Annotated in this window: 19 protein-coding genes and 1 tRNA gene; 6 read left to right on the top strand and 14 right to left on the bottom strand. The window is 42.1% G+C overall.

Annotation, left to right across the window (positions count from 1 at the left end):
* Positions 1 to 582 precede the first annotated feature (582 nt).
* The 13 genes from istB to NT175_01775 form a co-directional block, all read right to left on the bottom strand.
* On the bottom strand, positions 583 to 1,341 hold the full coding sequence (gene istB / locus NT175_01835; GenBank protein MCX6233453.1) for an IS21-like element helper ATPase IstB: 759 nt from the start codon (positions 1,339 to 1,341) through the stop codon (positions 583 to 585).
* A complete protein-coding gene (istA, locus tag NT175_01830; protein ID MCX6233452.1) occupies positions 1,338 to 2,894 on the bottom strand; it encodes an IS21 family transposase in 1,557 nt (518 codons plus the stop codon). Before istA ends, istB begins: the two co-directional genes overlap by 4 nt.
* 517 nt (positions 2,895 to 3,411) lie before the next feature.
* On the bottom strand, positions 3,412 to 4,422 hold the full coding sequence (locus tag NT175_01825) for a hypothetical protein (GenBank protein ID MCX6233451.1): 1,011 nt from the start codon (positions 4,420 to 4,422) through the stop codon (positions 3,412 to 3,414).
* A 143-nt stretch (positions 4,423 to 4,565) separates the two neighbouring features.
* Positions 4,566 to 5,006 (bottom strand): DUF6508 domain-containing protein, encoded by a 441-nt coding sequence (locus tag NT175_01820; protein ID MCX6233450.1) that lies wholly within the window; start codon positions 5,004 to 5,006, stop codon positions 4,566 to 4,568.
* Between the two features lie 86 nt (positions 5,007 to 5,092).
* On the bottom strand, positions 5,093 to 5,392 hold the full coding sequence (locus NT175_01815; GenBank protein MCX6233449.1) for a helix-turn-helix transcriptional regulator: 300 nt from the start codon (positions 5,390 to 5,392) through the stop codon (positions 5,093 to 5,095).
* A gap of 1,212 nt (positions 5,393 to 6,604) precedes the next feature.
* Positions 6,605 to 6,847, bottom strand: coding sequence for a hypothetical protein (locus NT175_01810; protein MCX6233448.1), 243 nt, complete (start codon positions 6,845 to 6,847; stop codon positions 6,605 to 6,607).
* A 125-nt stretch (positions 6,848 to 6,972) separates the two neighbouring features.
* Positions 6,973 to 8,217, bottom strand: a complete 1,245-nt coding sequence (locus NT175_01805) for a DUF2130 domain-containing protein (protein ID MCX6233447.1) — start codon at positions 8,215 to 8,217, stop codon at positions 6,973 to 6,975.
* Between the two features lie 86 nt (positions 8,218 to 8,303).
* On the bottom strand, positions 8,304 to 8,522 hold the full coding sequence (locus tag NT175_01800) for a hypothetical protein (protein MCX6233446.1): 219 nt from the start codon (positions 8,520 to 8,522) through the stop codon (positions 8,304 to 8,306).
* A gap of 241 nt (positions 8,523 to 8,763) precedes the next feature.
* Complete coding sequence (locus tag NT175_01795) at positions 8,764 to 9,246, bottom strand: SgcJ/EcaC family oxidoreductase (protein ID MCX6233445.1); 483 nt, start codon at positions 9,244 to 9,246, stop codon at positions 8,764 to 8,766.
* A gap of 245 nt (positions 9,247 to 9,491) precedes the next feature.
* Positions 9,492 to 9,800: a helix-turn-helix transcriptional regulator gene (locus NT175_01790; protein MCX6233444.1), complete on the bottom strand. Its 309-nt coding sequence runs from the start codon at positions 9,798 to 9,800 to the stop codon at positions 9,492 to 9,494.
* Positions 9,778 to 10,116 carry a type II toxin-antitoxin system RelE/ParE family toxin gene (locus tag NT175_01785; GenBank protein ID MCX6233443.1) on the bottom strand — a complete coding sequence of 113 codons (339 nt, stop codon included), beginning with the start codon at positions 10,114 to 10,116 and terminating at the stop codon, positions 9,778 to 9,780. The genes NT175_01790 and NT175_01785 overlap by 23 nt, the downstream gene beginning before the upstream one ends.
* 135 nt (positions 10,117 to 10,251) lie before the next feature.
* Positions 10,252 to 10,878: a hypothetical protein gene (locus tag NT175_01780; protein ID MCX6233442.1), complete on the bottom strand. Its 627-nt coding sequence runs from the start codon at positions 10,876 to 10,878 to the stop codon at positions 10,252 to 10,254.
* A 277-nt stretch (positions 10,879 to 11,155) separates the two neighbouring features.
* The gene (locus NT175_01775) at positions 11,156 to 12,808 is read right to left on the bottom strand and encodes an ATP-binding protein (protein MCX6233441.1); all 1,653 of its coding nucleotides are present in this window, start codon (positions 12,806 to 12,808) and stop codon (positions 11,156 to 11,158) included.
* 94 nt (positions 12,809 to 12,902) lie between these two features.
* Between NT175_01775 and NT175_01770 the strand changes: the two genes are divergently transcribed.
* On the top strand, positions 12,903 to 13,913 hold the full coding sequence (locus NT175_01770; GenBank protein MCX6233440.1) for a WYL domain-containing protein: 1,011 nt from the start codon (positions 12,903 to 12,905) through the stop codon (positions 13,911 to 13,913).
* 94 nt (positions 13,914 to 14,007) lie between these two features.
* On the opposite strand, the gene NT175_01765 is transcribed toward NT175_01770, so the two are convergent.
* Positions 14,008 to 16,173 carry a glycoside hydrolase family 3 C-terminal domain-containing protein gene (locus tag NT175_01765; protein MCX6233439.1) on the bottom strand — a complete coding sequence of 722 codons (2,166 nt, stop codon included), beginning with the start codon at positions 16,171 to 16,173 and terminating at the stop codon, positions 14,008 to 14,010.
* Positions 16,174 to 16,585: 412 nt separating this feature from the next.
* Here NT175_01765 and NT175_01760 point away from each other — a divergent pair, with 412 nt between their 5' ends.
* From NT175_01760 to NT175_01740, 5 genes are all read left to right on the top strand, one after another.
* A complete protein-coding gene (locus NT175_01760; protein ID MCX6233438.1) occupies positions 16,586 to 17,767 on the top strand; it encodes an acyl-CoA dehydrogenase family protein in 1,182 nt (393 codons plus the stop codon).
* Positions 17,768 to 17,863: 96 nt separating this feature from the next.
* Positions 17,864 to 17,938: transfer RNA gene (locus tag NT175_01755), tRNA-Val, on the top strand.
* Positions 17,939 to 18,024: 86 nt separating this feature from the next.
* A complete protein-coding gene (locus NT175_01750) occupies positions 18,025 to 18,288 on the top strand; it encodes a GIY-YIG nuclease family protein (protein MCX6233437.1) in 264 nt (87 codons plus the stop codon).
* A gap of 135 nt (positions 18,289 to 18,423) precedes the next feature.
* Positions 18,424 to 20,781, top strand: a complete 2,358-nt coding sequence (locus NT175_01745) for a BamA/TamA family outer membrane protein (protein ID MCX6233436.1) — start codon at positions 18,424 to 18,426, stop codon at positions 20,779 to 20,781.
* Between the two features lie 64 nt (positions 20,782 to 20,845).
* A complete protein-coding gene (locus NT175_01740; protein MCX6233435.1) occupies positions 20,846 to 22,273 on the top strand; it encodes an AAA family ATPase in 1,428 nt (475 codons plus the stop codon).
* Positions 22,274 to 22,281: the final 8 nt, after the last annotated feature.

Genomic DNA, 22,281 nt, shown 5'->3' with positions numbered 1-22,281 from the left:
TCTTTGATATACCTGTTATCCCGCCTATTTTTCATATACAATATTAGTTGCTTTAAAATTTCCTCTATTAGAGTTAAATCCATTTAAAACACTCTTATACCTGATAATTTCCAATTCATCAAAATATACTGGGTCTGTATCAGGATTATACACATAAATCACCAATTCCTGATCAGTCAATTCAGATGGTATAAAGAACTCCATGGATATCTTATCCCATCCATTTGAATCCGTTTCAAGAATCTTGTACTCATTATTGTAAAATGGATATGGAGAACCTGAATGTATATTTCAATTGAAAAGTATACCAGTATTTCAGTTAACAAAGTACACCACTTAACAAAAATAATAAATAAAAGAACAGTTGATTAATGGTGTTGAGATGGGAAATAACTCGAAGAGTTATTCTCGGATCAACACCTTTCTTTTTTTGCTTCTTTTTTTCTTTGTTCATATCTGTTAATTTGTCAGTAACTCGGGGTATGGGAATGACCATACTTTTGTGACAGTCCCATTTTTTTGAAAGCCGGGTGAGCCATTTTTTGACCGGTTAAGGTGGACGAATGTAAAAGAATGCGCTGTTCATTTTTCCATCATTTGTTTAGTTTCTTTTACTCTGAAAGACTTTCCGTTCATGTTCACCATATACGCCCGGTGTGTAAGGCGGTCGACCATGGCTGCCGTAAGAACAGGATCGCCAAAAATTTCCTTCCAGCGGTCGAACGACAGGTTGGTAGTGATGATGGTCGATTTGCGCCCACATCGCAGCGATAAATGGCTGAACAACAGTTCTGCGCCTTCTTTGTCAAAGGAGATATACCCAAACTCGTCGCAGATGACCAGGTCGAACTTCTCAAAACGATTTTCAAGCGTTCGGAGCAGCTTTTGCGAACGGCTTTCGCGTATCTGGGTCAGAAGACGCGGAACGGTGGTAAACAACACTTTATATCCCTGCTGACAGGCCAAAATACCCAGGCCTGTGGCAAGATGTGTTTTACCGGTACCGGGATTACCTGAGAAGATAATGTTCTGACCCGCCTTGATGAAGTCCAGCCGTTCCAGGATGGGCAACTTTGAGGCTGCGTCTTCCGGGAGGTCTTCCCATTGAATATCATGCAGATATTTGTATTGGACAAAACCTGCCTGACGAAGCTGCGCTTTCCGGCGGTTCTCCATTCGGGTGGCATATTCACTCTCCATCAGCCGCAGCAGGTAATGTTCATAGGAAAACTTTTCCCGCGTGGCCTCAATGGCCACCGACTCAAATTCCCTGCGGATAGCTGGCAGTCTCAGCTGTCGGCTGAGCTGTTCAATCTGTTGGTTTATCTCCCTGGCGTTCATATTACTGCCTCCACGTTTGCGGTAATCAAACCAGTGATCTCTTCCAACTGCCGGTTGGCAAACTTCTCTATCTCATCCCGTACCTGGTCACTCTTGTGGGAGTGAAAGGCTTCAGGTTGGTTGCCCAGCAGGGCCATGATCTTCTCCCCTGTGACATCGCCGGCACAAATCCCGTTTACATACATGGCCGTATCCAGAAGCCGCTGATGATCTACCTGGTGTTCCTGGCAAAATTGCATCAGATAGATAAAATCCCGGGGTTGATGAGGAAACCAATTGCTGTATACCGTTCGTACAGGCAGGGGAGCCTGTCGAAGAGCGACAGACCCATGTAATGCTCCCGGCTTGCGTGAAAGGGTCAACAGATAATGATCTAAACAGATGATCCACTGATGCTGACCGTAATTGCGATCGTGGCGATAGACAAGCTGATGACCGTAATAGACCTTCAGCTCGTTAGCGTAAACCTTCACCTGCACCATCCGCCCGACCAAATGATCCGGTACAGAATAGCGGTTGGTTCCAAAGCAAATTGTGGCATATTTATCCACTTTCAGATCATGCGTCAAAAAGCAATCCATCGCCCCGGGATATTTCCACAGCGAAGCACGCTCCTGGAGGAACCCTTCCATCGGGGTCTTACCCGTGGAACCACACAACGCATTGAGATGATCACAGGTTTGTTGAAGGTGGGTTTGGGCCAGTTCCAGTGAATCAAATATATCATTATGGCTGAAGGCTTTACGGCGAACGTATTCAACGCTTCGCTCAACGTGCCCCTTCTCATTGCCCCTTCGCACGTTGCAAAAACGCCAACGGTACTGAAACCAGCCTGAAAGGTTTATCAGGGCCTCTGTAGGAGCTTTCTCACTTCGCCCTACAAACTCCCTTACTGTCACTCGCATATTGTCGTAAACCATCTCCTGATAAACCCCGCCGGTGTGTGCAAAAAAATCATTATGGGCTTCCATAAAGGCCAGGGTGTCCTGCCGATGGTACAACCGGCAGTAACGGTAATTGCTGTATGCCGAGGTGAACACTGCCAGGTATAACCGCTTGCGGACACCACTGATGACCAGCTTGACTTCCGCCCAGTCAAACTCGCACTCCTCCCCTGCAAGATAAGTTTGTTTAATGTATGCCTCACACTGCCGTAACTCCTTTTCACGGATATAATTGCATACGGTGGTGTAGCCGATCTGTTGCCCCTGGCTCAGGATAAACTCCCAGATATCGACCTTGCGTTTAACCTGCTTGCGCAATCCTTCCTGCCGCTTGCGCCGGTTCTCTTCCAACTGCTCAATGATCAGCTTCTCAATCTCTGAGGTTAGCTTACGCCGGCTCCGGTTCCGGATATCATACTGTGGTGGGCTACTCAAATAATCTTGCATTGCCTTCTGATCAACACCAGTGGCGGATGTCTGCTTTGCTATCACATATTCTAAAAGCTGTTTCTTTACTGTGATGCGACTGATCTGTAGATCGCGCGATATCTTCCGTATGCTGTCATACTCGCGAAAATACCGCCTGATAATCTCTTGTTTGGTTTCCATGCTTATCATCGTTTTTGTGTTGCTTTTGATCTTGCAAAGCAACTGGTTTAACTCCGATAAGTGGTATACTTTTCAACGGGAAGGTGGTATACTTTTCAATTAATATATACATTATTCATAGCGAAAAAATAAAATCGATTATTTTAATAGATTATTTGAATAACTTTGAATAAATTGATCAAAATTATTATTTTTCAACCTAATAATTATAACTATGAATTACGCTCTTGAATATGAAAAACAGGAAATTCAGTGCCCAAATTGCATGAAATTTATAAAGACTACATATCATGATCTTTATAACCATTTAGAATTAAAGTGCCCCTCATGCAAGGCAATCTCCAAATTCGAATCTCATGCATTATCAGAATTTAAGCATTCGATCCAAAATCTCGAATATGCACAACAGAAGTTCGATAAAGCATTTAAAGTACTCTTTTCAACTGTTAAGATTATTAGTACGAAATAGAATTACTTTAAAGTAATAATTGCTTCAAAAAATAAGAGTAAATGATTTTTATTGTAGAATTTCATTTATAAATTTTCCCCATTCATTTGCTCTTATTTTTCTATTATAGTTATCATAAAGACAAAAAGCCTTATAGGGATGAAATTGATCCTCTGTTAGTTTGAAATAATTGATTGATGTTGCTCTTTTTGTTGATGCTCTTTCTTGAATAGTAATATAAACAAATTTTATCAATTTATGCTTTTTCCAAATACGCTCAAATTCTAATTTCAAACTCTTAAAATAAGCATTAATATCATCCGTTTTACCAATAACCCCAGCGGTTTTTATTTCAATAATTGTATTGACATCCTCAGGTTTGTAAATGTTTGAGTATTTTAAGGGTTGACTCCCTTTTAGAATAATTAGTAAGTCGAATTCTGTTGGGTATCCGGCGATGAAAGAATTTTCCTCGGACACGTCAAATTTTCCATCTTTATCCAACTCTCTCTTTATGTAAGTTTTAAGAATTTTTGAGGTTATGACTCCATGAAGCTTACTCCAGCTCCTTAAATTACTATCGAGATTGGGTTTTGTAATATAGAAATAGTTGTACTTAAAAAAATCATTTAAAATCATTTCCTCTTTTAAGTAATCTTTGGCAGAACATACATTTTGAATATAAATTTTAAAATCATAATACCTTTCTTCCTGAAGATCAATAGGATGACTCTGAGGTGGATGAAATTTGTTGTACTTTTCTCTTAAAGATGTCAAGAATAATTTCTCTGAATTACTAAATTTAATTTCTTCTATTTTTACCTTAAATAGTCTTTTTTGCAGAGCAGAAGAATTATCTGTAATTCCGATAATTTCTGCAACATAAGCTATTCGTTTATCATAGGATAGATAATTGAATTTATGTTTATTCCGTCCTGTAACATAAATATAAATAATGTCTCCTATTTTTCCTTTATCACCTGTAAAAGGAATTTCCCAGTTAACAATTCCATTATTTTTAATAATATCCTCGACGACTTCATCATCTGGATTAATTGAGTAAATGTAGTAGCGTTTCATTGTTGTTAATTTTTAAACCATTTCTTATATCATTTAATTTGGTTTATCTCTATGTACACCTATTTAATTTTTTTACGAGAGAATTTCTGTATTTCATCCCAAATATACAAAAAATTCATATATAAAAATTATTCAGAAGGCACTCAAGAAAAATCTCCCTTCCTGACTTTATCTCTTAACGCGATTAAGATCCTTTCGATTATTCTGTCCTCAAAAGCATGTTCTAATACTCCTTCACAAAACCTGTCATTTCGAACGATTGCAGTTATCAACTTGCACAAAAAAGATACACTGACATCATCATAATTAAAATTCGCCCTCATGGCTTCTCTTCCTTCGGCCCATTCAATCCAATTAAATGGCACAACAATTCTTATCTCATGAACAATGTCAAAAAAGTTACTTACTACTTTTGAGGGTATCGAATATGGCATCTGCCAATAACCATCATTAATTTGTTTAGCTTCCACTGGAGTTCCGAATTTCTCTGTCGCCTGAATGACAGAAATTAAGTTAAACATCTTTTCCCAATCCGATTCAGGGATAGATTTTAAATGTTGCTCAAAGTTTGCTTCGCTAACCATGATTCATTTTTTGGCATCGACCACCTTTCAAAACTATAAGCTGGGTATTGCCTGGCTGCAGGCTTGTTGGGGCAAGTATATTAATCTTATACTAATGACAGATTTATCTGTCGTCCTAATCCATCTTCAAAGATTCGATAAAGAGTAGATAATTGAATATCAATCTTCCCATTTTCAACCCTTGAAATATAACTTTTCTTTGTCCCTGTTTTACTTGCAAGTTCTTCCTGAGTGAGTTTGGCGTTGATTCTGGCTTCTTTTAATAATTCACCAATCATGAATGCTATTGATCTGTTTTCAAACTCATCTCTTTTGGGTGTTCCGAGCTTTCCATATTTTATATCTAATAATTCATCGAATGTTTTTGCATCCCGAATTGTTTTCATATTAACCTCCATTATTTTGATTTTCTATAAAATATTCATTCATAAGTTTCAAAGCATGTTGGATTTCCTTTTTTGGTGTTTGTTCTTAACCATGTTAAGCACATACTCAATCTTTTCCTGATCATTTACATCTAAACTTATATAGAAATCAAGGAAATACTCTCTAAAAAACAGAATCTTTCGCTTCATGACGCAAAGTTAACAAATATGTTAACAGAAATAAGATTTTTTGATAAATTTATTTCCCCGAACGCTTGCGTAAATTCCTGCATCGAAATCACCAGTGAAAAAAATGATTATTCCGGACAAATTGTACCGTATTCCGATGGAAAGTGTATCACCTGTTTTAAGGAGGGATGATCACATCAAAATTAATCTTTGCCTGGCTGCCAACTTGTCGGGTGATGGCGCCGACGTTTATTCCTCGGTTATTTTGATTTCAATTCTAAATTCATCATAGGGTGCAAGCAGTCTCCCAAAATCATTCAAGCTCATTTCTTTGCCATCAACTACTAAACAAATTTGAGAATTTGACCCTTCACTGATATTACCCCGGAAATAATCAAAATTCATTTCATCGAATTTATTTGTGAGACTCAATTTTTGAAAGCCGAAGGCGCATCAATAATTGTAAGTCGAACAACTTAGCGAAGCGATCTCATGAGGCCGACAGGCCGAATAATCCCGACAAAATCGGAAGGTATAATACCCCGCCCCTTGGGGCGGAAAAAGGGGCCGGGGCTTGCCCCGGGGTTCATACCTGTGATTATCTTCACTTTCAGTAAAATACCGTTTATTTAATTCTTCTTTAATTGTCTTTCTGATTTTTATTAAAGTGTTAACTGGATTAACATTGTCATAGGCACTAAAAATTCTGACCGGATCATTTTTTGAGTCTTCGATTGCTTTCAGTGAGTAACAATTACCAACATCTATAAAGGCATATTGAAATTTTATCTGATCCCCATTATAATCTTGAAAAATCTCAAATTCAGGAAAGTCTTTCATGATATTCTTTTTAGCTTTTTAATCTCATCCAACTATAAAAAATCCATATATCAAAAATGAAATCTGCTATGCACTGTCACTGTGCACAAGGGACAGTATTTGCACAAAAAAATACGATATTTGTGCATAAGTGGGTTTGAATGCACAGCATTTGTGCACTACTTCATCGCCTTGCACAAAAAGTTTAAATAATTGTGCATAATGTTATGCTCTTGCCAATATCTCATACAATTGCTTATTTAAAAATAATGTTTCTGTGCCTTCCCTGACCGGTATTAAAATACCCATTTCAGCCAGCCGGTTCAGATATTTACTTGCAGTATTGACGGAAGCAATTCCCTTGTCAACCAGTGTACCTATCTTGCAGTAAGGTTGAGAGCATAAAATTTCAATTAATTCTCGGAAAAATGGTAACTCATTAAATGGTTTATCTTTTTGAAATGTCATAGCATCAAAATTTTACTTCAATTAAAGACTTAAAATTACTAAAAAGGCTTGTCTGTCAGCAAAATAATACCCAATATTAACCCTAGTCCATGGGTAGTAATTCGTATGGGGCATCCCAATGTTCATTACTTTATCTCATCCAACAATTTTGCTTCACTGCTTTCCAGCATTTTTATATCGGGTATCGATGCGCCGGCAATGCCTTTCAGCGATCCATAAAAATTTACCGCATTCACAAGGATCTTCGTCAATTGCTTCTCGCGCTCCTTCCATATCTTCATCATCTTAAGCTTTTCGTCGTTGTAACCATCCCGAAGCGTCACAAAACCTTCGATGATGGCTTCAAACTGCCCTTTGAACTCCTTACCTGTCAGGTAATTGTACAGCCACTCCATTTTCGTCTCCATACCCTGCTGTGTGGTTGTTACGGCATGTACCTGTATCAGTCCGTACCTCAGCACAAAAGACAAACCGCTTATTTCAACGAAAGAACATATCCAGACACCATCTTTTAAAACATATTTATCAATTTCTTCAGGCAATTTTTCGGTGACCAGGATGAGCACATCGGCTTTCTTTTCCAGGTTATCGTCTCGGAGCTTTTGCAGCCAGTTGTAATCGAATGTTTTGGTACGCTTACTCTCATAATAGAGCTTGCCGCACACTTCTCCCTGTTTTGTCCGCACAGTTTGTATAATATCAGCACCCTTTTGTCCTTTCTTGATCTCGTTGATCTCATCATAAGGATAAAGCGATTTAAGCCTTGCTTCAAGCTCGAGTTCCTGTATCTCGCCCTGAAGCTGCATAGAGCCCTGATCGGCTCTTCGTTTTGCCTCATTGAGCTGATCCTTCAGATCTTCGATAAGCTTTTCCTTTTCCCGTATTTTAAGCAGATTGACTTCTTCAACCTGTCGTTGGATTTTCAGCTTTTCATCCTTTAATTTGCTGGTGAACTCCTGTTCTTTTTCCATTGCAATCTGTTCCCGTAGTTCTTCTTTCTCCCTTTTTAGCCTTTCCAGATCAGCTTTGGTCTTATTGAGTTCTTTTACCTGACCGGATTTAATATCAAGCTCTTCACGGAGTGATTTAAGCTGTTCGGAAGCTTCATCCATAATATGGCTGCGGATTTCTTTTTCCATGATGGATTTTTCATTCCGGAGTTTAGCCTGAACCTCCTGGCGGATGGTTTCACTCATCTTCGTCTTTTCGACCTCAAAGTCAGCGAGTTTATCCTGCCATTCTTTTTCTTGTAATACAGATTTTTTGTCGTACTCTTTTTTAATCTTATCGGTGAGGTGGTGATAAAGGGCTTCACTCACGTTAATTTCCGTGCCGCACTTTGGGCAGGGTATAATGGTTTTTTCTTCCATGACAGATGGGAATTAATTATTGTTGTTATAGGTTAAATTAATCAAGATAGTATTCTTTTCGCTTTCAATAATAATAATTTCATTGTTTAGCACTTTTTTCCCAAGCAAAAAAATGTCTTTAAATATTTACTTATTCGGATGAGTTTTTCACTTCTGGCTACCCGTCTTTTTTCGCGTCTAGCACTGGCAGCTCGTTCTTTTTCGCATTTAGCTCTGGCTCGCTCCTTTCCATGTAAATATGCTAAATTTGCATGCATAAGGCCGTTATTAATATTGGTTTCTCCAATTTCTTCTTTAAATTTCATTTTTTTTATTTTAAATTTATTTTTATGTAGCATAGATTACAGTAAGCATCAGGTTCAAATTTTCTTCTCTGATTTTCAGAGCTTTCCCAAATATAAAAAAATTCATATATCAAAATTATTCAGAAGGCACTCAAGAAATGTCTCCCTTCCTGACTTTATCCCTTAATGCGATCAAAACCCTTTCAATTATTCTGACCTCAAAAGCATGTTCTAATGCTCCTTCACAGAACCTGTCGTTTCGTCATTCAGATTGTGGCGGGGGTGGTGGAATCATGCATTGAACGGCCACGGCGAACCATTGGTCACCGTCTTTCTGATAGACGCCCAGACAGAGGCCGTTGAATGCAGGCAGTGTCGTGCCGTTCGCATCTTTTAGACCAGAGAAAGTAAAAGACGCTTCCTCTACAGCGACTTGAGACGAAATCGCGCGGATGTGAAGTGGCGTGATAGATATGCTTGTCCCTTTCATGGGTCCAGCAAACTGCTCTTTGAGACCGTTGGCGATCTCGGTCCGACCGCGGTGTGTAAAACCAAGGGCGTAGGTATGTGTTCCATCAATCGCGTAAATGGCAGCAACGGCATCGGCGTCGCCGGCATTATAGGCCGCTTCGTACTGCTTGACGCGGTTTCGGATTGCCTCTTCAGGGGATTGTTGTGTGCATGCTGGAATTGATAAAACAAGCACCAACCCGCTGAGAATCATAGTGAGCACGGTTTTGTTCATGGTATCCTCCTTTGTAGTGTGAATATTAGCAATATATCAGGCTCCCGCCCAACTTCTGGTCAGGCTGCGTGGCGCTTGAAGGCGTAAACACTTGTATTTATATCACCAGTGCAAAGTGTTGATTATTCCGGACAAATTATACCGCATTCCGACGGAAAATGTACCACCTGTTTTAAGGACGGATTTGCACATCAAAATTAATCTTCGCCTGGCTGCCGGGTCGTTATGCCTTGTGCTATTTGTTCCTAAAGTTCAAGGCTTAATTTTAGTTGTCCACCAAGACCTTCGCGAATTATTCTCATAAGTGTCGAAAGTCGAATGTCGCTGGCATTATTCTCTATCCTTGAAATGTAGTTTTTTGTTGTCCCACATTTTACAGCAAGTTCTTCCTGTGTCAGGTTTTGTTGTTTCCGGGCTTTTTGAATAAGTACACCTATTTTAAAATTTTCAAATTCTTCTTCGTATTTATCCCTTGTCGGTGTGCCTACTTTACCGTATTTTTTATCCAAATGGTCGTCCCAGGAAACAAGATTATTTCCTTGATTTTGCTTCATAATATTTTTGTTTTAAACGTTCTGCTTTTTCAATTTCATTTTTTGGGGTTTTGTCAGTTTTTTTTTCAAAACCATTAAGCAGGATTATCAAATTTCCTTTGTCGAAAAAGCAGAAAATCCGATATATGTCGCTGCCTAATTTGATTTTTATTTCAAAAAGTCCGTCGGTCCCTTCAAGGCACTTGAAAAATTTCTCGGGGACCATTCTTAATGTCCTGACAAGTCCAATTACCCAATCAATTTTGTTTTGAACTTCTGGCTTTAGAGAGTAATAAAAGTCCCAAAAATCATTTCCGTAAACATAAGTCGTCCGCATAAATTTTTCAGTTACGGAACAAAGTTACCTATTTGGGCAACATCAACCAAATTTTAATAAAAATATTTTAAAAGCAGTCTTCTTTTAGTATGAGGCATATCGATTGAGTAAAAACTAGTATTTATATCATCATTCTCATTTATCGTCCACCAGATAAAATTTACCGGTATTGAAATCCTTAACCAGTGCAGTTTGTTGTTCAAAATGCTTACAAATAGCAGTAGCTATTAATGGAAGCACATCAGTTGGCATTCCTATAAGTTCAATGCTCATTGATTTTTCATTATATTTTTTTCCGGTTTTAAGATCTACAAAATGACCTTTAAAAAATTGACCAACACTAAAACCCAAATCCGATTTTTGATTCAGTATTTTATTTTTTATCATTAATTGCGTAATGTTTTTATTTTTCATTAAACGATTGACAAATGTTGCACAATTCTGCTTAAACCAGGTTGTGATTATGTTTGTTGTTAATTGAACACAATTCACATCGGTAGAAAAAACAATAATCCCGCCTCTATATTTTGATAGCTCACGTTGTTCCGGACTTATTCCTTCTTCTAACAGATCACCGGATAAGGAATATACTTTTGTATTTTCTTGTATATGATTAGTAAATTTTTCTTCATTCTTACGTGCTTGTGCTAACCATATTCCTTTGGCAACATATACCATATCCGGGATATCGGGTTTACCATCCGGGCTCAGATATTTGATTTTTCTGATAGTTGATTTTTTAAAAAAATCACGTAATCTCATATAATCTCCTTTTACTTTGCAATTAGCATAACAGAAACCTGGTTCATCACAAAAGGTTTTGGGCTAAAGCCCGGTTTGGTGTTGTCTTTTTTGACTCCGCCCTGAAGGACGGAGTTATTCACCCTCGATATCTTAAAAGTACGCTTCTCTGCGAAGACCCTTTTCTATAAAACCACAATAGACACATTAGGGCACAGTAGTCCTATTGCTAATCCTATTGTGACCTATTGTGCCAATTGTGGTAAAATGATATTGTATTTCATGGCATTAGTTAATATCAGAATCCGATCTTTCGGGTGAACTCAAGAGTCTCTTCGCGGCAGAACTTTGCAAGCTCTTCAATATCAGGCGCTGAGCCGTTGAGTATCTGGCGCAGCAGGTATTTCCGGGCTACGTTGTCGATCTGTCCTCCGGTGAGAGGAAAGTTGCCGGCAAGAAATAGAGATTCTTCATCTATCAGATCGGGAACTTTATCTTTCCATATAGCGGACATGGCTTCACACGAAGGCCGCTCAAACCGGATTTTATACAGGAACCGGCGTTCAAAGGCTTTATCGAGGTTACCGGCAAGATTGGTGGTGGCAATCAGTATGCCGTTGAGGTTATCGAGTTCATTCAGGATGATGTTCTGTATGGCATTTTCTGTCTGGTCCACGGCTGAGGTCTTGTTTTCAGTGCGGTGCGACAGGACGGCATCAGCTTCGTTGAAGACAAGTACAGGCGTCACTTCACTGTCGTTGACCAGTGAAGCATACTGGTCGAAGATACCTTTCACACGCTTTTCCGACTCACCATACCACAGGCTTTTGGTTTGGCTGATGTCGACCATCATCAGCGGCCGGCCGGTTTTCTTTGCGATCTGGTACACCGATTCAGTCTTGCCGGTACCGGGATCTCCGTGAAAAAGGATGGCAACACCTTTATGCATGTGATATCCTTCAAGACGCATCTGTACTTCACAAAACTGTTCTCTCATCAGAATACGCGTCAGGTCATCCAGGTCACGCTGCAAAGCCGGAGCAAAGAAGAGCCGCTTCTCTTCAATGGCATCAGGAGAGATTAGGTCCTTCTGCACTTTCTTTTTTACAATATCCAGTTCTTCATCAAATAATAAATCCATGGCTTTTTTAGTCAGTAACACGCTTCTGTCGTTGCGGAACAATCCGTCTTCGAGTTTTACGAGGTCGTATTTTATCAGCAGGCTTGTTCCTCTGACCAGGGCTTTGTGCATCTCAAATTTCACTCTGGTGCTGCTGAAAAGTTCGTTGCTGGCTGAACCCAGATCGACTTCCGGGTATCCTCTGAGGGCTTCATAACACATATAAAGGAGGAGGAATTTATCTTCAGGCGGGAGTTTATAATTATCCAGCTGCCTGACGAGGTTGTTTTCTTTGTTGGCGTCAAGCATGTGTTCGATATCCTCCTCCATTTCAATTGAAGTCAACGTATTATTGCTTCTTTCCTCGATGATTTCACGTATTCGGGCAAGTAACGCAACAACGTCAAGATTACTCATGTCAGGGGTTTTAAGGCCATCGTTTCTGAACATCGCTTCAAACACATCCTGTGTGATGTAAAACCGGAGGGAACTCAGGCCTTCCATCCGGCTGTCTCTTTCCCTGCGGATGAGCCGTAATTTCTGAAGCTGAAGCAAATCATTGAAACATGCAGCAGCTTTTATCGGGCTGCAATTCAGGAACTCTGCAATATCATCGATGGTCACCCAATTGTTATGAAAGCTTTTTCCAAAGATGATCGAAAATAAAATAGCTTGGGTTTCACTGCAATGAAGGAGACCGGTCAACTTTTCAAGATCATCTTTCACATCTTTAAATGATGACAGGTTGAGCTGTGAATTTTCAGCTCTCAAATACACATTGTCGAGATTTTTTGTTAAATTGTCGTCCTTAATTTTACTGTTAGTATACATATTCATTTTTTTAATCTGATGCAATATTACACGCCGGCAATGCAGTGAATCTGCATTATGGTGCAGGTTTCAGAAAAAGCAAAAAAAATTTATCATGCCTAAGAACAAGGAAGCACTTATCAGGTACAGGGTCATCAACCGATGTCTCCTCGATTATTCCTATGTCACAAAAGAGCAGCTCATCGCTGCGTGTGAGAATGCGCTTGACATCCATCCGCTTGGCAGCAGGACTATTGCAGGCGATATCAATGCCATGCGCTACGACCGGCACCTAGGCTATAATGCACCCATCCGTTACGACAGGATCAAAAGGGCCTATTATTATGAAGATCCGGGCTATTCCATCGATGCTTTGCCCATCAACAGTGATGAGATGGAATCACTGAAATTTGCCGCAGCCATCCTCAACCAGTTCAAGAATGTTGAGCTGTTCAGCAAATATTCGGGCAATGTGCAGAAGGTCATCGACATTGTAAATATTCGTCGCATAGAGAAGGATAAAGAGCCGCTTGACTTCATTGACCTGGAGAAGGTGCCTTTTGTGAAAGGCAGCGAGTACCTCGAAGAACTGATCACCATGATCAAGGCGCAACAGGTGGTCAACATCCGGTATCAGTCGTTCTATTCTGACCATTCACATACGCATGTCATACATCCCTATTTGCTGAAGGAATACAGGAACCGGTGGTACCTTGTAGGATTGCATGATGAATTTAAGGATATCAGGATTTATGGATTTGACAGGATCATGTCGATTGAAAAAAACATGGAAAAGGATTATGTGGCAAGCGGATTCAGCCCGGAAGAGTTTTTCAGGCACACCATCGGCGTCTTTGCCACACCGCCTGTTCCAAGTAAGGTGTTGCTGTCATTTAATAAACCGGAAGCACAGTATCTCATCACACAGCCGTTGCATGAGTCGCAGGAAATCATTGAAGAGAACGATGAACGGGTGATCATTAAATTAAATGTCGCACTGACGTCGGAACTTATCAATTTTATCTGGGGGTGGGGATCTGCGGTGAAAGTGCTAGAGCCGGAAGGTCTAGTGAAGACCATCCGTGATGGGCTGGAAAAAGCATTCCAACAATACAAAACCGAATAAAAAACGTACGGATGGCATCTCTCACAGAGATAATATCCGTGAACAAAGCTTTTAGAGCACGGATGCCATCTTTTATAAAAGATGGCATCCGTTTTTACCTGATATTTATCTCAGTCCTTAACCTGATGTCGGCTGAGGATGCTCCTATCTGCACCTCATATTTCCCCGGCTCAACGGCATATTGCTGAGCTTCAACATCCCAGTACGATAATTTTGAAATATCCAGTGGAATGACTACCTCTTTGATTTCCCCTTTCCTGATGTTTACGCGCTGAAATCCGATGAGTGTTTTCACAGGCCGGAAAAAAACAGGATCGATCTTTTTACCATAGACCTGTATCACCTCCTCTCCGTCATATTTACCTGAATTTGACAGGATGACATTCAGATTGATGAAGTCATTTCCGGTCACTTCCGTCCTGTCGGTATTTGCATTCTTATAGTCAAATGTTGTATAGCTCAGCCCAAAGCCAAATTCAAATTCAGGTTTACCTATGAAATAGCGGTATGTCCTTCCCTGCATGCGGTAGTCATCGAAAGGAGGAAGGTCTTTTACCGACCGGTAAAATGTGACCGGCAGGCGGCCGGAGGGATTCACATCTCCAAAAAGGACATCAGCGAGGGCAGTGCCACCCTCTTCGCCGGGATACCAGGCCATCAATACGGCATCGGCGAGCTGAAGTATCTCGGGAATGGCGACTGCACTGCCACCGGTGAGAACGACGATCAGGGGTTTGTCTTTTATCTTGTCTCTCATCTGACGAATGAACTCCACCTGGTTTTCAGGCAGTGCAATGTCGGGCCTGTCGCCACCTGTTCTGGTCATGATGGCTTCACCCTCCTCACCTTCCAGCATTCGGGTGAGGCCCATGAAGGCAATGGTCACATCAGCCATCCGGGCTTCCCAGAAACCATAGTAGTGGTCTTTTTTTGCATACAGCCGGCATCCCTGCAAATAGTCGACGATCGTCCCTGCATCCACCCGTTGCGTGATGCCTTCGAGGAATGTCACCATGTTACCCGACCATCCGTTATAGTTACCGACGAGTGCAAACACGTCGGTGGCTGTGGGACCGGTGACATATATCTTTTTCAGCGTATCGCCGCGCAGGGGCAGGATGCCGTTGTTTTTGAGCAGGACGATGGATTTGGCGGCAGCTTCATAGGCCAGCTGCCGGTGTTTATCGCAATCGACAATAGCAGGATCAATCGCCGAATAAGGATTCAATGAGTCCGGATCGAAGAGACCGAGCCTGAAACGGGTTCTCAGCAATGGCCTGAGTATTGAATCAATGGTGTTTTCAGTGACCAATCCCTGTTTCACAGCATCCGGCAGAACTTTATAAGTATACCCGCAATTGAGGTTGACACCGGCATTGGCAGCCATGGCAGCAGCTTCCACCTCGGTTTTGACTACTTTATGTGTTTTAAAGAAGTCATCGGGAGCCCAGCAATCGGAGACGATATGGCCTTTAAAACTCCACTCCTTACGCAGGATATCATAAAGAAGATAAGGGCTACCACAGCAGGGCAGGTCATAAAGCCTGTTATAGGCGCACATGACTGCTTCGACTTTGGCATCCACGAGTGACTTAAATGCCAGCAGGTAGGTCTCTCTGAAATCTCTTTCCTCAGGGAGTGCATTGAACTTATGACGTATATTCTCAGGACCGCTGTGGACGGCAAAATGTTTGGCGCAGGCGGCCGCTTTCAGATACTTGGGATCCTCACCCTGCAATCCCCTGACAAAGGCCACACCCAGGCGGGATGTCAAAAATGGGTCTTCACCATAGGTCTCCTGTCCCCTTCCCCAGCGTGGATCGCGGAAAATATTGATGTTGGGCGCCCAGAAGCTCAGCCCCGCATATTGGGCACGGTTGTTTTTCGCTGCTGCCACATTAAACTTGGCGCGGGCTTCGCTCGAAATCACCGCTGCCACGCGGTAAATGAGACTGTCATCGAACGTGGCGGCCAACCCTATAGCCTGAGGGAACACCGTGGCTTTGCCAGCCCTGGCTACACCATGCAGACATTCATTCCACCAGTTGTAGGCCGGAATGCCCAGGTTGTCGATAGCTGGACTGTTGTAAAGCATCATCGACGCTTTCTGCTCCAGCGTAAGCCTGGATATCAGGTCGTTGATCCTGACGTCAAGAGGTAAAGCAGGATCCTTAAATTCGTATTCTGAAGGTTTTTCTGTTGGATGCCACCATCCAACAAAAAAAGGGAAAAGAATTAATAACAGTGTAACATGGAGCATAAAAGGGGTTTTTATCATGGATGTCATATCTTTTCACGGATGGCATCTCTTGGAGAGATGACATCTATTTATAATTAATCCTTCAAACAGCAGAAACCCATATTTATTGAACAAATATATATCGTCGCAATATAATCTGTTTTATCAAAAAAAACAAATGAAAAATAAATAAACTCTAATATTCTAATCAACTACAACGGCTAAATAATATTTTGATGTGCTATTCGCAGTTATTTGCCAGTTATTTTTCTGTTGATAAACACCCTCCAATCACTAATGACAGAAAGAAATAAAAGATATATTTTGATTTTTTCATAATAGTGTTTTTGTATATAACTATCTTTAATGGGGATAAATTTTTTCTTTCAAATTTATGATAAATTAAAATCACAATTTCCAATTTGAACCTATTATGCCAACGATCGCACAATTTACAGCACCTGATCATTATATGGTCGATGATCTTTTAACAGATGAACAAAAAATTGTCCGCAGCGCTGCCAGGGATTGGGTTAACAGGGCGGTGCTTCCGGTCATTGAGGAGTATTGCGAGAAAGCCCAGTTTCCAATCCACCTGGTGAAGGAATTGGGAGAGTTGGGTGCTTTTGGTCCTTTTATTCCGCAGGAATATGGCGGCGCAGGGCTGGATTATATCTCCTATGGCCTGATCATGCAGGAACTGGAACGTGGCGACTCAGGCATACGGTCGATGGCATCGGTGCAGACATCCCTGGTCATGTTCCCGATATATGCCTATGGCTCTGAGGAACAGAAGATGAAATACCTGCCGCGGCTGGCTACCGGCGAGATCATTGGCTGCTTTGGGCTCACCGAACCCAACTGCGGCTCCGACCCGGGCAGCATGATCACCAGGATAGAAGATAAAGGCGACCATTACCTCCTGAATGGCGCTAAAATGTGGATCACCAACTCAGCCATTGCCGACATCGGCATTGTGTGGGCTAAGGATGATCAGGATGTCATCCGCGGACTCATCGTTGAAAAGGGACAAAAGGGATTTACGGCGCCTGAAACACATGGTAAATGGTCACTCCGTGCATCGGTTACAGGCGAGATGGTGTTCGACAATGTCATCGTCCTCAAGAGCAATATACTGCCCCTTGCCGTCGGATTACAGGGGCCTTTGCGCTGCCTCAATTCGGCACGTTATGGCATAGCCTGGGGTGCCATCGGCGCTGCCATGGATTGTTATGATGCAGCAGTGCGCTATTCGCAGGAAAGGATTCAGTTTGGGAAACCTATCGGCGCCATGCAGCTGCAGCAGAAAAAACTGGCCGAAGCACTCACCGAAATAACAAAAGCACAGTTGCTGGCATGGAGGCTGGGTACGCTTCAAAATGAAGGGAAGGTCACGCCGGCGCAAATATCAATGGCAAAGCGCAACAATGTGCACATGGCACTGACTATTGCCCGGGAAACACGTCAGATCCTTGGCGCTATGGGCATCACCAATGATTTCCCTATGATGCGGCATATGATGAACCTCGAGTCGGTCATCACCTATGAAGGTACACACGACATTCACCTGCTAATAACCGGGCATGAGATTACCGGATTGGAAGCTTTTCGTTAACAGTAAATAAGTCATCCGGTTTGCTTATTACAAATTAATAACTATCTTTGCCCCCCTGAAATTTAAAATTTCCAATTTTAAATTTTAAATTGTTATGGGAGTTTAGCTCAGTTGGTTCAGAGCATCTGCCTTACAAGCAGAGGGTCACAGGTTCGAATCCTGTAACTCCCACACCAAAAAAGCCATCAATTGTGATGGCTTTTTTATTTCACAGGGTCACACTTTAACGAAAAATAAATTAACAGAAAAATGACCCTATGAATTATTACTTCTATATCCTTCACAGTAAAATAAAAGATAAATATTATATCGGCTATACATCGAATCTTCAAGATAGGATTAAAAAACATAATACCAACCATCAGGGATACACCGGGTATGTGAATGATTGGAAACTTGTATATACTGAAGAGTATTCCACGAAAGAGAAAGCCTCTGAAAGAGAGCGTCAGCTAAAGAAATGGAAAAACACTATTCGGATTCGGAGCTTAATCTTCAAAGGTTCAGAGCATCCCGACTGACAGGTCGGGAGAGTCACAGGTTCGAATCCTGTAACTCCCACAGGAAAGAGGGCTGACATCTCCAAATCGGAGATGTCATCCCTCTTTTTCCCTTTTTATTTTTACATTTGTACACTGACATAATTCCGTCGGGCATTGAAAGATTTCACCAGGCTCACATATCTCCTCCTCTTTGTTTGTATCCTGTTCCTTGCCGGATGTAGCTCTTCGCACTGGCTGACTGAACCGGGGTACCTCCTGAATAAGACATCGCTTAAAACAGATCATAAAGATGTGGATGCCGGTGAGCTGGAAAATTTCATCCAGCAGAAGCCCAACAAAGGATTCCTGAGACTTTATTACAGCCAATGGATATACGCTAAGGCAGGCAAAGGCACGCAGACAAAATTTAAAACGTGGATAAAAAATAAATTCGGCAAACCACCGGTGATGCTCGAAAACCGCATGACTGAAAACTCCTGCCGCGATATGAAAGCTTACCTGAATAATATTGGTTATTTTAACTCTAAGGTCAGCTCTGAGAATACTTACAGGAAAAAGAAAGCCCATGTAAAATATGTCATCAACACCGGCGCTCCTTATATATTGCTTAATATCACATGGAGCATACCCGATGACACCCTGAAGAAATTTGTCTATACGGAGATGGGTAATACGCTGGTCAAACCGGGTGATGTTTTCAACGTCTACACCCTGGATGAAGAGCGCAGCCGTATTACCAGGAATCTTAAAAACCAGGGGTATTATAACTTCATCACAGATTATATCACTTATGAGCTGGATACCAGCCTGAATGCCCATTCAATAGATATCACCGCATATATTCAGAATATCCGTTACCGTTCACCCGAATATCCCGATTCGGTCCTCGAGCTGAAACACAAACGCTTTATCATCAACAATATCTATATCAATCCGGAATTTAACACCCCGTTTCCCGACAGCGTCCGTCGCGATACGATGGAATTTATAATAACAAAGCCTGATCACAACGATACCCTCAGCGGTTATTTCTTCATCCACTATGGCGATTTCAAGATAAGACCCAGGGTTTTTACTCAGTCGATCTTATTTAAAAAAGGGGATATTTACAATTTTAAAGATCAGACCGAGACCAACACCCAGTTGTCGCGGTTGCCTGTGACGCGCCTGGCCACCATAAACTTTGATGAGCTGAATACCACAGGGAACACCCCCGGTAAGGATTTTGGCCTGCTCAACTGCCGGATAAATATTTTGCGGTCGCCGGTCAACGCCTTTTCTGTCGAAACCGACGTCACCAACTCAGCCGGTAATCCCGGTGTGGCAGGGAGTTTCACATTCCAAAATAAAAATATCTTTCGGGGTGCAGAGGTATTCCGCATAAAACTGCGGGGCTCGGCAGAAATCCAGAAAACAGCTGGCAGCAGCACGAAAAAACTGGGTATCTTCAACACATTTGAAACAGGTATTGAGTTCAGCCTCCAGTTTCCCCGGTTTCTTATCCCCATCAGTCAGGAAAGGTTTCCGAAATATTTTAAACCCCGCACATCCATCATCACCGGATATGGCTTTGAGTTCTGGCCTAAATATGAACGCACCCTTCTGAACCTTTCATTTGGTTATAACTGGGAACCACAGATCAACAACCGGCATTCGTTTTATCCTGTTGAGATCAGTTCGGTGAAAATCAAAGCTTTTGACTCAACCTTCTACAGCGATCTCCACAAGACACATGACCTGCGACTGATCGAGCAATATACCGACCACCTGATCATGGACATGCGCTACAACTATATTTTCAGCAGCCAGAAAATCAAAACAACTGTTGATTTTATTTATCTTGATGTCAGCGGTGAATCGGGTGGGAACCTGCTATATACTATAAATAGATTAACGGGTGCTTCAAAAAATGAGAATGGCAAATATACTATTCTGCGTATTCCCTTTTCACAATATCTCAAAGGAAATATCGACCTGCGATATTATCACTATTTAAATCAGGACAACATCCTCGTTATGAGAGGGTATATGGGGCTAGGCATACCCTTTGGCAATTCCGAGGCTTTACCTTTCGAAAGGGCATTCTTTGGTGGCGGTGCAAATGATCAGCGGGGGTGGCAGTTCATGCGGCTGGGTCCGGGTTCATTTTACAGTGACACACTGAAAGATATTGACCGCATGGGAGATATCAAACTGATGGGCAACATTGAATTCCGTTTCCCTGTCTATTCGTTCTTTCACGGTGCATTATTTGCCGATGCCGGCAATATCTGGCAGCTCCATGCCAGCGAGGCATTTCCCAGCGGACAATTCAAATTGGACGAGTTTCTGAGTCAGATGGCCGTGGATGCCGGCATCGGCTTCCGCTTCGACTTCGACTTTTTCATCTTCCGGCTTGATGTAGCCTCCCCTGTCCTTGATCCGTCGCACACAGCCGGTGACCGCTGGATATTCAATAATAAAAACGTCGCTCATTTGGTGTGGAATTTTGCGATAGGATATCCGTTTTAATTGCCAATTGTCAATTTGGCGATTTGACGATTTGACGATGGCATTCTGATGACCTCTTATTAATATGAACATATCCGACATCGAAAGATTACTTCTCCGGCAATTCCCTTACAATCCCACTGAGGGCCAGAAGAAGTTTATCCTGAAACTTTCGCAATTTCTGATAGATTTTGAAAAGCCCTCTCTATTTATTCTCAAAGGTTATGCAGGTACGGGAAAAACGACTGTCGTCAGTGCGCTAGTGCAGATGTTATCGCTGCTGGGAAAGCAATCTGTGCTTCTGGCCCCCACCGGTCGTGCTGCCAAAGTTCTGGCGGCCTATTCCGGTCATCAGGCCTTTACGATCCACAAAAAGATCTATCAGCCGCGCGTGGCCAGCGATGGCAGCATCATCATGACACTGGCACAGAATACCCATTCAAACACTCTTTTCATCGTCGACGAAGCATCCATGATACAGAATGATAATCCGAACGATTTCAGCCTGTTTTCGCAGCGCAACGTGCTTGACGATCTGTTCTCCTATGTGAGCCAGGGCAGGAACTGTAAGCTCCTGCTCATCGGCGATACGGCACAACTGCCTCCGGTCGGGCTTTCCATCAGCCCGGCACTCGATACCGCATACCTGAAAAATGCCTACCACATAACCATCGAACTGCATGAACTCACCGAGGTGGTCCGGCAAGCCCATGACTCCGGGATATTGTATAATGCTACACTGCTCCGTAAGAAAATTAAAACCACAGCAGCCACTCCGCCATTTTTTTCAGTTTCTTCCTTTGATGATGTGGTGGAAATTAATGGCGTGGACTTCGAAGACCTGCTGAACAAAGCTTATTCCACACACGGATGGAGCGATGTTGTGGTCATCTGCCGCTCCAATAAAAGAGCCAACATGTATAACCAGGAAATACGCCGCAGGATTCTCTACCAGGATAGTGAAATCACAGCAGGTGACCTGCTCATGGTGGTGAAGAACAGTTACTTCTGGCTGCCACCTGATTCCCATGCCGGATTTATTGCCAATGGCGATATCATCGAGATCATGCGCATCAGAAGGATTTACGAAATGTATGAATTCCGCTTCGCCGATGTGTTGGTCAGGATGCTCGATTACCCTGACGAGAAGGAGTTTGATACAAGGATTCTCCTCGACACACTGACCAGTGAATCACCCTCACTCAGCAGCGACGATAACCGCCGCTTTTTCAGTATTGTCATGGAGGATTATGCCGACATGGAGAAAAGAAGCTCGCGTGTGGAACAGGTGAAAAACAACCCATATTATAATGCCCTGCAAGTCAAATTTGCCTATGCCCTGACCTGCCATAAGACACAGGGAGGACAATGGAACACCGTGTTCATTGACCAGGGGTATGTGAGAGATGAGATGATTAATGTGGAGTTCATGAGATGGTTGTATACAGCGCTTACACGGGCAAAGGAAAAGGTGTACCTGGTGAACTTCAATGATAAATTCTTCAGCAGGTGATCTTTTTA

It is taken from the genome of Bacteroidota bacterium (assembly GCA_026391695.1).
In the GTDB taxonomy this organism is placed as follows: Bacteria; Bacteroidota; Bacteroidia; order Bacteroidales; family JAGONC01; genus JAPLDP01.
The sequence above is the reverse complement of the archived record's forward strand: the minus strand, read 5'-3'. Positions and strand labels throughout refer to the sequence as shown.